Raw genomic sequence first — 13,969 nt, 5'->3', positions numbered from 1 at the left:
ACGCGCATGAGCGGCGAGCGCAGAATCCCCGCGCATGCGGTGCAGGGCGCGCTGGCGCCGCATCCACGCATCCGCAATGTGATCGCGGTGGGCTCCGGCAAGGGTGGGGTGGGCAAGTCCACCACCGCGGTGAACCTGGCGCTGGCTTTGCGTCAGCAGGGCGCGCGCGTCGGCGTACTGGACGCGGACATCTACGGGCCGAGCGTGCCGGCGATGCTGGGCCTGAGCGGGCGGCCGGACAGCCCGGACAACAAGTCGATCGAGCCCTTGCGCGCGTTCGGAATCGAGGCGATGTCGATCGGCTTGCTGGTCGACCAGGACACGCCGATGATCTGGCGCGGGCCGATGGCAACCTCGGCATTGACCCAGCTGTTCAACGACACCCTGTGGGACGACCTGGATTACCTGCTGATCGACCTGCCGCCAGGCACCGGCGACATCCAGCTGACCTTGTCGCAGAAGATCCCGGTGGCCGGCGCGGTCATCGTCACCACGCCGCAGGACATCGCCACGCTGGATGCGCGCAAGGCCTTGAAGATGTTCGAAAAGGTCGAGGTGCCGGTGCTCGGGATCGTCGAGAACATGGCGGTGCACACCTGCAGCCAGTGCGGCCACCGCGAGCACCTGTTCGGCGAAGGCGGCGGCGAGCGCATGGCCGCCCAGTACGGCGTGCCCTTGCTGGGGTCGTTGCCGCTGGCGATCGCGATCCGCGAGCAGGGCGATGCCGGCCAGCCGATCGTGGTGGCCGCGCCGGAGTCGGCGGCAGCGCAGGCCTATCTGGCCGCTGCCGCGCGCCTGTCCGAGGAGCTGGGCAAGCGGCCGCGCGCCAGCATCCCGATTTCGGCGTCGCTGCTGTAGCGCGCAGGCCGGCGCTGGTGCCGGCCGCTTGCTAGAATTCGCTGCCTTTCGCGCGGGCCGCTCGGCCTGTCGCCTTCCGTCTTCAAGGAACACCGCATGAGCATCAAGAGCGACCGCTGGATCAAGCGCATGGCCGAACAGCACGCGATGATCGAGCCGTTCGAACCCGGCCAGATCAAGCACGATGCCGCCGGCCAGCGCATCGTCAGCTTCGGCACTTCCAGCTACGGGTACGACGTGCGCTGCTCGCGCGAGTTCAAGATCTTCACCAACATCAACTCGACCATCGTCGACCCGAAGCACTTCGATCCGGGCAGCTTTGTCGATATCGAATCGGACGTGTGCATCATCCCGCCCAACAGCTTCGCGCTGGCACGCACGGTGGAATACTTCCGCATCCCGCGCGACACCCTGGTGGTATGCCTGGGCAAGAGCACCTATGCGCGCTGCGGCATCATCGTCAACGTGACCCCGCTGGAGCCGGAGTGGGAAGGCCACGTCACGCTGGAATTCAGCAACACCACGCCGCTGCCGGCGCGCATCTACGCCAACGAAGGCGTGGCGCAGATGCTGTTCTTCCAGTCCGACGAAGTCTGCGAGACCTCGTACAAGGACCGCGGCGGCAAGTACCAGGGCCAGACCGGCGTGACCCTGCCGCGCACCTGATGCAGTGGAGCAGCTGCGGCCTTCAGCAGGTCGCGGTGGCCCGCTCGCGGTAGCGCAGCAGTTGGCGCACGCCGGCGGCGATCAGCAACGCAGGCCACCAAGTCGACACCAGGTTGCCCAGGTCGATACGGGCCAGCCCGAGGTTGTCCAGCAGAAACAGCGTGCCCAGCGTGATCAGGAACAGGGCGGGAATCAGGCGATAGTGCATGGCGATGTCCTCGGTAGGTGTGCGCCCATGCTGCGCGCAATACACCCACCGATCAGGTGCCGGAAGTCAACACTTGCAGATGACAAACGTCATGTCAGCAAGGCCGCAAGGTCATGGCTGCATTGGTGGCCGTGTCGTGTTCGCTGGCAGTCCCGGGGATACAGAAGCCCTGGCTTTCTGCGGGCGGGGGTGCAGTCGGCTAGCGCATGAGGCTGCGCGCGTACCCTGATCCGCCCTTCGGGGCACCTTCTCCTGCTGGGAGAAGGGATGTCGGCGCTCTGACCAGGCGCTGGGGCTGACTGCTGGAATCGCTCCATTCCATATTTTTGGGCGCTAACGCCCATCATGCGCACAGGCAAGAGCCGCGCCTCAAGGCGCATTGCCGCATTCATTCAATGACAGATCAGCAGCTACGGCCGGATAGTTCGGGAACCAACTGCGCCAAAAGGGCGCTCTTACGATTCCCCAATCCCGAATCCCGATTCCCGGCTATTTGCCCCGCCCAAACAACATCCCCACACCGCAGACGACCAACGCCGCCGGCCACCACGTGGCGATCAGCCGGCCAAGACTGACATTGGTCCAGCCCAGGTTGTTGGCCAGGAACAGCAGGCCGACGAGGATCAGGATCAGCGCGGCGACGACATTGGATTTCATGCGGACAGGTGGTTGTGAGACGGGCGCCTATCGTAGCCGCTGCGCCCACGCAGCGACATGCTGGTGCAGCGCGTCGGCCTCGAAGCGCTGCGCGCTGCCGCTGCCCCAGACCGGGCCAGGCCAGGCCGCATCGCCCGGATGCCGGCCGACCAGATGCACGTGCAGCTGCCGCACGATGTTGCCCAGCGCGCCGATATTGAGCTTGGCGACCCCGGGCTCGACCCGCAGCAACTGCGAGAGCTGATTGATCTCGGCCAGCAACAGACGCTGCTGGCGGCCATCCAGATCGATCCACTCGCTGACATCGGCGACCCGCGGCACCAGCACCAGCCACGGGAAGCGGCTGTCGTCCATCAGCCGCACCTGTGACAGCGGTCCGTCGGCGACGAACACGCTGTCTGCGGCCAGCCGCGCATCGAGCTGGAAGCCGCTCGCCCCGGACATGCCGGCTGCAGTCCCGCTCATCCCAGATGCGCTTCGAAAAAGCCCAGGGTGCGCTCCAGGGCGCGCTCGGCGCTGTCGGCGTCGTAGTGGGTGGGGTCGATGCTGCGATTGAAGGCGTGGCCGGTCGGATACACGAAGGTTTCCATCTGCGGCAGCTTCTCGCGGTGGGCCTGGATCGCCTCGGGCGGAATGCTGGTGTCCTGCTCGCCGAAGTGGAACATCACCGGCGCCTTCGGGGTTTCGTCCAGCAACTGGGTGTTGCGGCCGCCGTAGTAGCTCACCGAGGGCAGGCCCAGGCGGATCGCCGACAGCAGCGCCACCGAGCCGCCCCAGCAATAGCCCACGGTGCCGACCTTGCCGGCGCGGCCGAGCAGGGTGGCGGCGGATTTGACCACCTCCACCGCGCGCTCCAGGCCGACCGCATTGGCCAGTGCCAGGCCGCGCTGCAGGCTTTCCTGGTCGTAGGGCAGCTGCACGTCCTTCTCTTCCAGGTCGAAGAAGGCCGGCGCCAGCACTTCGTAGCCGCGTGCGGCGTAATCGTCGGCCACCGCGCGGATATGTTCGTTGACGCCGAAGATCTCCTGGATCACCACCAGGCCGCCGCGCGGGCTGGAGGTCGGGGTGGCGTGCCAGGCGGCGACCTGGCCGTCGGGGGTGTCGAGCGTGGTCCAGTGACCCATGGGAACTCCTGCTGCGGTAGGGGGAAGGCGCGCATTATCGACCGGATCGGCGGCGCTGCAGGTGAGGGTCTCGCTAAGATGACCTTGCCTGCCTGCAGCGCGGTTCAGAGCGCTGCCCGCGCGCCGCTATAATTGCTCCACTCAGGCCCCAGGCCGCTCCGTTCCCAGGCTCCTGCTTCCATGTCCCAGCTGAACCCCAAAGTCGGCTTCGTCAGCCTTGGCTGCCCGAAGGCGCTCGTCGACTCCGAACGCATCCTCACCCAGTTGCGCGTGGAGGGCTACGACATCGTGCCCAGTTACGACGCTGCCGACGTGGTGGTGGTCAACACCTGCGGCTTCATCGACTCGGCGGTGACCGAGTCGCTGGATGCGATCGGCGAGGCGATGAACGCCAACGGCAAGGTGATCGTCACCGGCTGTCTGGGCAAGCGCCCGGAACAGATCCGCGAGGCCTACCCGCAGGTGCTGGCGGTGTCCGGCCCGCAGGACTACCAGAGCGTGATGGAGGCGGTGCACGCCGCATTGCCGCCGCGCCACGACCCGTTCGTGGATCTGGTGCCCGACTACGGCATCAAGCTGACCCCGCGCCATTACGCGTACCTGAAGATCTCCGAAGGCTGCAACCACCGTTGCAGCTTCTGCATCATTCCCTCGATGCGCGGCGACCTGGCCTCGCGTCCTGTCGATGAGGTGCTGCGCGAAGCCGAACGCCTGGTGCGTGGCGGGGTCAAGGAATTGCTGGTGGTCTCGCAGGACACCTCGGCCTACGGCGTGGACCTGAAATATGCCGAGCGCCCGTGGCGCGACCGCATGTACCAGACCCGCATGAAGGCGCTGTGCGAAGGCCTGTCGGAGCTGGGCGTGTGGACGCGGCTGCACTACGTGTATCCGTACCCGCACGTGGACGAGGTGATTCCGCTGATGGCCGAAGGCAAGCTGCTGCCGTACCTGGACATCCCGTTCCAGCACGCCAGCCCGCGCATCCTCAAGCTGATGAAGCGGCCCGGTGCGGTGGAAAAAACCCTCGAGCGCGTGCAGCGCTGGAAGGCGATGTGCCCGGAGATCACGGTGCGCTCCACCTTCATCGTCGGCTTCCCCGGCGAGACCGATGCCGAATTCGAATCCATGCTCGACTTCCTGGATCAGGCCCAGCTCGATCGCGTCGGCGCGTTTGCGTATTCGCCGGTGGAGGGTGCCAGCGCCAACGCGTTGCCGGATCCGGTGCCGGAAGAGCTCAAGCAGGAGCGTCTGGCGCGCTTCATGGCCAGGCAGGCGGAGATTTCCGCCGCGCGGCTGGAGGCCAAGATCGGCAGCGTGCAGCAATGCCTGGTCGACCTGATCGAGGACGATATCGCGGTGGCGCGCTCACGCGCGGACGCACCGGAAATCGACGGCCTGGTGCATATCCAGAATGGCGGCGAGCGCGGCTTGAAGGTCGGCGACCTGGTCGATGTGGAAATCACCGACAGCGACGAGCACGATCTGTTCGGCGATGCATTGCCGGCCAATGTCGCAATCCAGCAGGGACGTCCGTTGAATCTGCAGATGGTGTAACTGGACGCTGGTCCTTGCACACCTGTCCGTAGGAGCGCACCTGTGCGCGATGGGGCCTGATCGATAACGCCCCATCGCGCACAAGTGCGCTCCTACACGCAGGTCAGCAGAGTGCGGTCACTCGCCTACTGGCTGGCGTATTCCACCGACACCACCACGAAGGTGTGCTTGCCCGACGGCAACTGCGCTTCGAACTCGTCGTCCACGCGTTTTTTCAGCAGCGCGCGCGCCAAGGGCGAGTCGATGCTGATCCAGCCGCGTCCGGCGTCGGTTTCGTCCGGGCCGACGATGCGGTAGTGCAGCAGCTCGCCGCTGTCGGCGTCCTCCAGTTCGACCTGTGCGCCGAAGAACACGGCGCGCGGATCGGTCGGTGCGGTATCTACCACGCGCAGCGCTTCCAGCCGTTTGCTCAGATAACGCACGCGGCGGTCGATCTCGCCCAGCTGCTTCTTGCGATAGGTGTACTCCGCGTTCTCCGAGCGGTCGCCCTCTGCCGCTGCGGCGGCCAGCGCACGCACCACCTCCGGCCGACGCACGCGCCACAGCTCTTCCAGCTCGGCCTTGAGCCGGGCGTGGCCGTCGGGCGTGATCAGTGCGGTGCTTTTTTCGGCGGGCGGGCGCCAGCGGCTCATGGGCGGTGTATCGGACAGCGGGGCCGCGATGCTAGCGCGCATGGCCGGCTTGCGCATCTGCCGTCGCACGGCGAAGCTTTGCGCTCTCTCGGACACGGACGTTGTCATGTTGCTGATGCCGCTGCACAAACCCTGGTCGCGCCAGAACATTCCCTGGGTGACGCTGCTACTGGTGTTGGTCAATGTGGTGGTGTACCTGGGCTATCAGCGCAAGGACGACGCGCTGGTCGAAAACGCGGTGCGCTATTACGTCGAGTCCGGCCTCGGTGCAGTGGAGGCGCAAGCCCACGAGCGCTATCTGCAGCAGACCGACGACACCAGGTTGCGCGCTGCGCGCCAGGCAAAGCTAAACAGCGTGCCCGCGCGGCAACGCCTTGCGTATCTGGCGCAGCTGACGATGCACGACCTGGCCTTTACAGAGGCATTGCGCAGCGGCGCATTGTTCAAGGACGAGCAGCGTCAGCGCGAATGGCGCACATTGCGCGCGCCCTACGATGCGCGCCTGTCCAAGGTGTTCACGTTGCGGCATCTGCAGCGTAGCTCCGAGTGGTCACCTGCGAGGATGCTGACGGCCACCTTCCTGCATGGCAGCTTCGATCATTTGCTGGGCAACATGCTGTTTTTGCTGGCGCTGGGCACCTTGCTGGAAGGTGCGATCGGCAGCGGCTGGTTCCTGCTGCTGTATCTGCTCGGCGGGTTCGGTGCCAGCGCGGCCAGCCTGTGGTGGCGCTGGGGCGCGCCGGGCGGCGGCCTGGGCGCCTCCGGTGCGATCGCTGCCTTGATGGGCGCGTTCTGCGTGGTCTGGGGCAGGCGCAAGGTGCGCTTCTTCTACTGGTTCTTTGTGGTATTCGATTACGTACGCGGGCCGGCGATCCTGCTGCTGCCGCTGTGGCTGGGCTGGGAGCTGTACAGCCTGCTATGGAGCGACAACGGCAGTGTCGCCTTCGAGGCACACGCCGGTGGGCTGGTCAGTGGCGCCCTGCTCGGTGTCGTACTGGTGCTGTTGCGGCGCACGCGCCCGGCCTTCATGCAGGAGAGCGAGGCAGTGCTGGTGGACGATCGTTGGGAGCGCGCGCAGCGGCACCTGGGACGCATGGAGAACGTGGAAGCCGAGCGCCTGTTGGCGGAGCTGGCCAGCGAGCAGCCGCATAACCTGGACGTGGCGCTGGCGCGCTACCGCACCGCGCGCAATGCCGGCCGCAACCAGGACAGCCTGCAACACGCGCAAACGCTGTTGCAGCTGCACACGCACCACGCCGAGCAGACGCGCATCCAGCTGACAGTCGCTGCCGAACTGGGCAAGGCCGGGATCGGGTACGCGCCATCGGCACGCATGGCACTGATCGGCGCATGCCTGCGCACGGGATTGTTGGCCGATGCCGAACGTCTGTTGAAGGAAGGCGAGTCGGGGATGCCGCGCGCCGAGCTGGCGCACCACTGGTTCGTACTGGCCCTGCGACACGGCGAGCTGCAGGACGGCGCGCAGCGTGCGCGCTTGCTGCGTCAGCTGCTGGAGCAGTTCCCCGAGCAGGCACAGGCCAGCAAGGCGCGCTTTTTGCTCGAGAACGGATGAGTGGTTTCTGCTTGATCCGTGTTGCCAACGCAAGCGGTGAGGGCACCGTACACTCGACTCACCGGAGCTTTTGATCTGGCGTTCGACTGGACTTGAAAGACACTGCTACGCGAGGTCCGGGTTGCTGTTGTTTCTTCTGCCTCGAGCAGAATTGTCTAGCGCGGATGGATCAATTGCAGAGCGGTTGATCTGCGGTGTGGCTGCAGGGCCCTTGCCCGCCCACCATCGCAGGACACGCCGCGAGTACGTCCTTGTAGGCTCTTACGCGGCATCCATGCCGCGTAAGGTCCCGCGACGGTGAGCGGGCAAGGACCAGTCGAGATGGTCGGTATGTAGGGTTGCGAGCAGTACACGTCGCGCGACGGACCGATGGTGGAGCATCTGATCTGCGCCTTAGAAAGTTTTGTTGGCTGCTCAAGCTGGTTGAATCGCCACCGCTTTCAGCGCGGCTTCCAGCTTCGCGCGTAGTGCATCGTCGTCGCATTGAGCCAGTGCGTTTTGCAGCACTGCGCGCGCCTGCTCATCGCGGCCGAACCGTTCGCCCAACAGCAGGCCGGCATCCAGCGACCAGGCCGGCATCATCCGGTCGCGTGGCCATGCGGCGATTGCCGCAAGCAGGCCGTCGGTCGCCAGCTGGAATTGCCCGGCCATCTTTGCGCGCTCGGCCAGCAAGGTGGCGTGCTCAGGCGTCAGCGGGGTAAACGTGGAGTCGCCGTCCAGCGCTTCGCGCTGCAATGCGAGAGCGCGACGCTCCTGTTTTTCCTGAAGCAGGCGGTTGATGTACTGGCGGGTGTGCTCGCGCAGTTCGTCGTTGCGATGGTGTTGACGCAGCAGGCGCTGATACAGCTCGTGCACCGCCAGGCTCACCGCACGCGAACGTACCGCCCCGCGCAGCGCCTGGAATGCCTCGTCGGAATGTCCGTCGCGCAGATATTGTTCGGCTTCGTCGAGCAGGCGTTGATCGGGGTCTTCGCGCTCGAACGCGGCATCGCCGCTGGGCACGTAGCCGAGGTCTTCGTGGTACTGGTAGACCAGATACCCCATCAGGTGGAAGCTGGCGAACAGGCTCCAGATCGAGGCGATCACCATCGTCGCCTCGCGCACGATCGGCGGCAGATACTTCACCGCAATGAAGATCGCCGCAGTGGCGCTGCCCTGGATCACGTACAGCAAACCGTATGCAGCCAGGTACGGCCAGCCGATGCGCATTGCCATGTCGATCGACACGGCCGGATTGAGGGCGCGGCGCAGGCTGCCATCGATGGCCAGCGCAATCATCATGCCCGGCAGCAGCAGCTGGACTGCCAGATAGGCGATGGTCAGGCCAGGCTTGCCCGCCAGCACGCCAGCGGCACCAATGACGATGCCCAACGCAAGCGCCAGCAGGATCAGCCGCGGCACCGCGCTGTCGAAGCTGTTGTAGCCCAGCCGGGGCGCGTCGGCTTGCCCGTCGGCAGTATGGCGCAGGATGTCGAAGGCATAGGTGTAGGTCGCCATGCCCAGCACGCCGGCGACCACCAGTTTCAGGATGCCGGGCAGCACCAGCAGCGCGCTGCACAGCGTCAGCGCGATCAATGCGTACAGCGCCGAGCCGCGCAGCGGATAGGTGGCAATGGCGGGAATGCGGGTCCAGAACGGTGCCGGCGCGGCCTGCGCGGCAACCTTGCGTGCGCGAAAACGGTCTTCCATGACGCTCCCCAGGCGTGTGATGTGACCGGATTGTGCGGTGGTGCGTGCCGTCACGCAATTGGGGGAGGGACGCCGACTACCCTGGATCGCCAGCGACCGGGGACATGTCGCGGGCATGGTCCGGATACTGCTGGCCAGGCCGTGCATCAGTGCCGGCATTGCATCGAAGCTCGCTGTGTCCGATAGCATCGGACGCGCATCGACAGACCGCCGATGCGTTGCGTGCGTGATCTGTCCGACGCACCGGAGGAGGCGATAGGTAAAATAATGGCCCGCCGCAATCTTGCGGCCCATACGAGCGACCGGGCGCGCCGCGCCCCTGGCATTGCCGTTGCTCGCATCACAGGGAGTGTCGCTTGAATCCTTCTGCCACCGGCAACCCGCAGGTCCGCATTCGCAGCATCGATGTGCTCTCGGACAATTGGTATGTGCTGCGCAAGGTCACGTTCGATTTCCAGCGCAAGGACGGCCGCTGGCAGACCCTGTCACGTGAAGCCTACGATCGTGGCAATGGCGCCACCATCCTGCTGTATAGCCGTGCCAAACAGACGGTGATGCTCACCCGCCAGTTCCGACTGCCCACGCTGCTCAACGGCAATCCCGACGGCATGTTGATCGAAGCCTGCGCCGGCCTGCTCGACCAGGACGATGCGCTGACCTGCATCCGCAAGGAAACCGAAGAAGAAACCGGCTACCGCATCGACAACGTGCGCAAGGTGTTCGAGGCCTTCATGAGCCCGGGTTCGGTGACCGAGCGTCTGTATTTCTTCGTTGGCGAATACTTCGACGGCGACAAGGTCAGCGAGGGCGGCGGACTCGAAGAAGACGGCGAAGAGATCGAGGTGCTCGAGCTGTCCCTTGATACAGCGCTGGCGATGATCGGCTCGGGCGAGATCGCCGATGCCAAGACCATCATGCTGTTGCAGTACGCCAAGTTGCATGGTGTGTTGGCATAGAGCAGCACGTTGCGCTATGGCGGTAGCGCCTCAGAGTCGGCTGCCAAAGATCTAGGTCGCTTGCAACTCAATGCACGCGCTTCAGGATCTTGTCCTGGTATTCGGATGCTCCGCCGCTCTGACAGCTTCCGCCATCCTGGGATAGGAACTCAGCAACACCGGGTTTGGGGTTGTCAGTTTCATCAATCCGGAATCCGTAGAGCGGAGAGGGATAGGAAAAGCGTGGGTCGGGCTCTGCTTGCAAGATCAAGCAGCTGCCCGCGATCTCATCCACCCACCACGTACTACGCAAGGTCACTGTCTGTCTGTGATGTTTAGGATCTTGTCCAGACAGACAGGTGTACTTCAACGTATAGCGATGACTTTTCTGATCCTTGACGGCGGCTTCCAGCCACAAGTCAGCGTGTGCACTTGCGCATTCAGGGCGTTCGCCCTCTATCTGCAAGAGGCCTGAGTAGTGGCCGGCGAGAAGGTGCTGGCTGCGCAATGGCCACTTGATTGGGCCATAGCCAGGATCGTGGTAGTCGTAGTTGGGGTTGCGTGTTTTTTCCTGTGCTCCGCAAGTTGCAGTCAGAACAAGCATGGCAATCCCACAAAGATGCATCCATATCTTGCGCATAGTGTTCGTCCCTGTGGTTATTCGTTTTACCTAACGCTTCCCACCAAAAATGCTGCCGAAGATGCCGCGCACGATCTGCTGGCCGATCTTGCTGCCGATGGTGCGCGAGGTCTGCTTTGCCATCGTTTCCAGCATGCCCTGACGGCGGCCGGTGCCGAACACGGCATCCTTGACGGCTTTTCCGAAACCGCTGTCTTGCGTTTCCTCGTCCTCGCGGGTGCGTGCCGGCGGTGCGGCGTTGTGTTCGGCGACCTGTTCGACCCGGCGCGCCAGCAGCTCGGCAGCCGATTCGCGGTTGATCGCGGTGTCGTAGCGGGTGCCGACCGGGCTGGCCGCGCGCGCCTGCGCGCGTTCGGTCTCGTTGATGGCGCCCATGCGGCAGCGCGGCGGGGCAATGAGCGTTTGCTGCACCGGTGCCGGCACCCCCTTGCCTTGCAGCGGCGACACCAGCGCCTCGCCGGTGCCCAGGCTGGAGATCGCCGTGGCCACATCGAGCTTGGGGTTGGCCACGAAGGTCTGCGCCGCGGTCTTGACCGCCTTCTGGTCGCGCGGGGTGAACGCGCGCAGGGCATGCTGCACGCGGTTGCCGAGCTGGCCGAGGATGTTGTCCGGAATGTCGTCGGGAAACTGCGAGCAGAAATACACGCCCACGCCCTTGGAGCGGATCAGCCGGACCACCTGCTCGATCCGCTGCACCAGCGCAGCCGGCGCATCGTCGAACAGCAAATGCGCTTCGTCGAACACGAACACCAGCTTGGGGTGTTCCAGGTCGCCCACCTCGGGCAGACGCTCGAACAGTTCCGACAGCAGCCACAGCAGGAAGGTGGAATACAGCTTCGGCTTGAGCACCAGTTGATTGGCCGCCAGGATGCCGATCACACCGCGGCCGTCCGCAGACACGCGCATCAGGTCGGCCAGCTCCAGCGCCGGCTCGCCGAAGAAGTGCTCGCCACCGTCCTGCGCCAGCCGCAGCAGGGCGCGCTGGATCGCGGCCACCGACTGGCTGGAGACCAGCCCGTAACTGGTGGACAGTTCCTTGCGTTCTTCCACCACCAATCCAAGCAGCGCGCGCAGGTCGTCCAGGTCCAGCAACAGCAGGCCGCGGTCGTCGGCCAGCTTGAACACGATGTCGAGCACGCCGGACTGGGTGTCGTTGAGTTCCAGAATGCGCGCGAGCAGGGTGGGGCCCATCTCGCTGACGGTGGTGCGCACAGGGTGGCCGAGCTGGCCGTACAGATCCCAGAACACCACCGGGCTGGCGGCCGGCGCGTAATCGGCGGTGCCGATCTCCGTGGCGCGCTGCAGCACGCCGGCGGCGCCGTCGCCTGCCACCGCCAGTCCGGCGACATCGCCTTTCACGTCGGCCAGGAACACCGGCACACCCATGCGCGAGAAGCCTTCGGCCAGGGTCATCAAGGTCACGGTCTTGCCGGTGCCGGTGGCGCCGGCCACCAGTCCGTGGCGATTGCCGAAGCGTCCTTCCAGCACGACCGGGATGTCGTCGGTGACGCCTTTGCCGAGCAGGAACGAGGCCATAGCGCAGATCCGGTGGGAAACGCCGGATTCTAGCGGGCAATCCGGCCGCGCAGACCGGGCGGGCGCTTGACCCCGGATTTCGACCGCGCTGTCCGGCTGCCGGCGGCCGACAGGCGGTGCAATGACGCAGCCGGTGTGCCAGCCGCTTGCCGCCGTTTGCCCAGGCATTCCAGGCCCGCTGCGCCACTGCCAAGCTAACGGCCCACTGACCCTGCCGGCCCCGCCGCCTTGCCCCGGTGTCGCCCCGGCGGCTACCCTGCCTGCCTTTCCGCTGTACTGCCTACGATGCCGCTCGCTCATTTTGGTTTGCGCCCATGGCCGGTTCTGGTCGTGGTGGCGCTGATGTCTGTCGTCCCCGCTGCCCACGCCATTTCCAAACGCGACACGGAGAAGGCCGCCGTGCTCGATGCCCGCATGGCCGCCGCCGAAAAGCGTTACCGCGATGCGCTGGTGCTGGTGAACAACTCCGACCCCAAGGGCACCGCCGAAGGCGATGCCGCGCTGGAGGACATGGAAGATGTCATCGACGCCTGCATCAAGCAGCGTGGCTGCCTGGTCGCCAATCAGCTGGCCACCTACAAGCGCCTGCTGAAGGCGCGCGCCGATGCCGAAGCGCCGGCCGCCGAAGATCCGCAGGACGACGACACCCTGCTGCAGGCCGACCCGGACCACCTCGGCCCGGCGGCGAACGGCGTGCCCGAGGCGGCGCGTGCCGCCACGCTGCTCAACGACCAGCGCCACGATTTCGACAAGATGGTGCAGTACAACCCTGCCGTGCAGGCCGGCATCCGCCGCTGGCTGACCGACATGCGCCCGGCGCTGCTGACCAGCTACGAGAACTACAGCAACCTGCGCGGGGTGATGTGGCCGGAATGGCAGAAGCGCGGCCTGCCCGAGGCACTGCTGTTCGGCATCATGGCCAAGGAATCCAACGGCAAGGTGCACGCCAGTTCGCGTGCCGGCGCGGCCGGGTTGATGCAGTTCATGCCGGCCACCGGGCGTCGCTTCGGGCTGGGCCCGGACGGCACCGGCTTCGACACGCGCTTCGATGCACGCAGCGCCGCCGAAGCCAGCGCCGCCTACCTCAACGAGCGCATGGCCGGGCTCAACCGCAACATTGAACTGGCGCTGGCCGCCTACAACGGCGGCGAAGGCCGTGCCGCGCGCGTGTTCTCGCAGAGCGGCGGGCGCGGGTTCTGGGAGCAGGATGTCTACAACCAGTTCCCGGCCGAAACCAAGGACTACGTGCCGATGGTGATCGCCGCGGCATGGATCTTCCTGCACCCGCGCCAGTACGGTGTGGATTTCGCCAAGCTCGACGCGCAGCCGGCCACGCTGAAGCTGGCCAAGTCGACCACCATCTACGAACTCACCATCTGCCTGGGCAGCATGGGCACGCGCGACGGTTACATGCGTGCGTTGCGCAACCTCAACCCGCGCTATGAATCCGATGGCTGGATCCCGGCCGGCACCGTCATCAACGCCACCAACCGCATCGCCAGCCTGTACACGCGCTACTGCGTGAACGGCCCGCGCGCGGACCTGGCACGCACGCTGATCACCGCCGATCTCAACAGCGCGATCGTGCGCAGCAGCAGCGCCCCCGAGTACGTGCCCAGCGTGGCGGTGGGCGATGTCAGCCCGATGGCCGGCGTGCCGACCACCGTGGCCACCGGCCAGCCGGCGATCGCCAAGCCCAAGGCCAAGCAGGCGCGCAGCTACACCATCGCCAGGGGCGACACGCTCGGCCGCGTCGCGCAGAAGTATCAGTGCGAGATCAAGGAGCTGGCCAAGGCCAATGGCCTGAAGGCACCGTCGTATGCGCTCAAGCCAGGGCAGAGCATCAAGCTGGCCGGCTGCGATCGCTGAGCAGCGCTTGCAGTACTACGTCGGTTAG

General features: G+C 65.7%; 14 protein-coding genes. 6 read left to right on the top strand and 8 right to left on the bottom strand.

Annotated elements, in window-relative coordinates:
- Positions 1–6 precede the first annotated feature (6 nt).
- Together apbC and dcd are read left to right on the top strand one after the other, a co-directional pair.
- Positions 7–858, top strand: coding sequence for an iron-sulfur cluster carrier protein ApbC (apbC, locus tag ABQ039_RS12600; RefSeq protein WP_024939536.1), 852 nt, complete (start codon positions 7–9; stop codon positions 856–858).
- Between the two features lie 96 nt (positions 859–954).
- Complete coding sequence (dcd, locus tag ABQ039_RS12595) at positions 955–1,524, top strand: dCTP deaminase (RefSeq protein WP_010366727.1); 570 nt, start codon at positions 955–957, stop codon at positions 1,522–1,524.
- A 22-nt stretch (positions 1,525–1,546) separates the two neighbouring features.
- Here the strand turns inward: dcd and ABQ039_RS12590 are convergent, their stop codons facing one another.
- The 4 genes from ABQ039_RS12590 to ABQ039_RS12575 form a co-directional block, all read right to left on the bottom strand.
- Positions 1,547–1,732 (bottom strand): LiaI-LiaF-like domain-containing protein, encoded by a 186-nt coding sequence (locus ABQ039_RS12590; RefSeq protein ID WP_024939537.1) that lies wholly within the window; start codon positions 1,730–1,732, stop codon positions 1,547–1,549.
- A gap of 489 nt (positions 1,733–2,221) precedes the next feature.
- The gene (locus ABQ039_RS12585; RefSeq protein ID WP_349778082.1) at positions 2,222–2,389 is read right to left on the bottom strand and encodes a LiaI-LiaF-like domain-containing protein; all 168 of its coding nucleotides are present in this window, start codon (positions 2,387–2,389) and stop codon (positions 2,222–2,224) included.
- 27 nt (positions 2,390–2,416) lie between these two features.
- Positions 2,417–2,854, bottom strand: a complete 438-nt coding sequence (locus tag ABQ039_RS12580) for an HIT family protein (RefSeq protein ID WP_349778083.1) — start codon at positions 2,852–2,854, stop codon at positions 2,417–2,419.
- Entirely contained in the window at positions 2,851–3,513 is a 663-nt protein-coding gene (locus ABQ039_RS12575) for a dienelactone hydrolase family protein (protein ID WP_016905084.1), read from the bottom strand. Before ABQ039_RS12575 ends, ABQ039_RS12580 begins: the two co-directional genes overlap by 4 nt.
- A 180-nt stretch (positions 3,514–3,693) precedes the next feature.
- On the opposite strand from ABQ039_RS12575, the gene rimO reads away from it, so the two are divergent.
- A complete protein-coding gene (gene rimO, locus ABQ039_RS12570) occupies positions 3,694–5,067 on the top strand; it encodes a 30S ribosomal protein S12 methylthiotransferase RimO (RefSeq protein ID WP_024939540.1) in 1,374 nt (457 codons plus the stop codon).
- 125 nt (positions 5,068–5,192) lie between these two features.
- Here rimO and greB read toward each other — a convergent pair whose 3' ends face one another.
- Positions 5,193–5,699, bottom strand: coding sequence for a transcription elongation factor GreB (gene greB, locus ABQ039_RS12565; protein ID WP_104607978.1), 507 nt, complete (start codon positions 5,697–5,699; stop codon positions 5,193–5,195).
- A 106-nt stretch (positions 5,700–5,805) separates the two neighbouring features.
- Between greB and ABQ039_RS12560 the strand changes: the two genes are divergently transcribed.
- Complete coding sequence (locus ABQ039_RS12560) at positions 5,806–7,272, top strand: rhomboid family intramembrane serine protease (RefSeq protein ID WP_349778084.1); 1,467 nt, start codon at positions 5,806–5,808, stop codon at positions 7,270–7,272.
- Positions 7,273–7,686: 414 nt separating this feature from the next.
- On the opposite strand, the gene ABQ039_RS12555 is transcribed toward ABQ039_RS12560, so the two are convergent.
- On the bottom strand, positions 7,687–8,961 hold the full coding sequence (locus ABQ039_RS12555) for a hypothetical protein (RefSeq protein ID WP_181142371.1): 1,275 nt from the start codon (positions 8,959–8,961) through the stop codon (positions 7,687–7,689).
- A gap of 356 nt (positions 8,962–9,317) precedes the next feature.
- Between ABQ039_RS12555 and nudK the strand changes: the two genes are divergently transcribed.
- Positions 9,318–9,917, top strand: coding sequence for a GDP-mannose pyrophosphatase NudK (nudK, locus tag ABQ039_RS12550; protein WP_024939544.1), 600 nt, complete (start codon positions 9,318–9,320; stop codon positions 9,915–9,917).
- 67 nt (positions 9,918–9,984) lie between these two features.
- On the opposite strand, the gene ABQ039_RS12545 is transcribed toward nudK, so the two are convergent.
- Complete coding sequence (locus tag ABQ039_RS12545; protein ID WP_080689456.1) at positions 9,985–10,500, bottom strand: hypothetical protein; 516 nt, start codon at positions 10,498–10,500, stop codon at positions 9,985–9,987.
- Between the two features lie 66 nt (positions 10,501–10,566).
- Positions 10,567–12,072, bottom strand: coding sequence for a helicase HerA-like domain-containing protein (locus ABQ039_RS12540; protein ID WP_349778410.1), 1,506 nt, complete (start codon positions 12,070–12,072; stop codon positions 10,567–10,569).
- 285 nt (positions 12,073–12,357) lie between these two features.
- Between ABQ039_RS12540 and ABQ039_RS12535 the strand changes: the two genes are divergently transcribed.
- Entirely contained in the window at positions 12,358–13,941 is a 1,584-nt protein-coding gene (locus tag ABQ039_RS12535; protein WP_228911635.1) for a transglycosylase SLT domain-containing protein, read from the top strand.
- The last annotated feature ends 28 nt before the right edge of the window (positions 13,942–13,969 follow it).

It is taken from the genome of Xanthomonas sp. WHRI 6108 (assembly GCF_040202385.2).
In the GTDB taxonomy this organism is placed as follows: Bacteria; Pseudomonadota; Gammaproteobacteria; order Xanthomonadales; family Xanthomonadaceae; genus Xanthomonas; species Xanthomonas arboricola.
The sequence above is the reverse complement of the archived record's forward strand: the minus strand, read 5'-3'. Positions and strand labels throughout refer to the sequence as shown.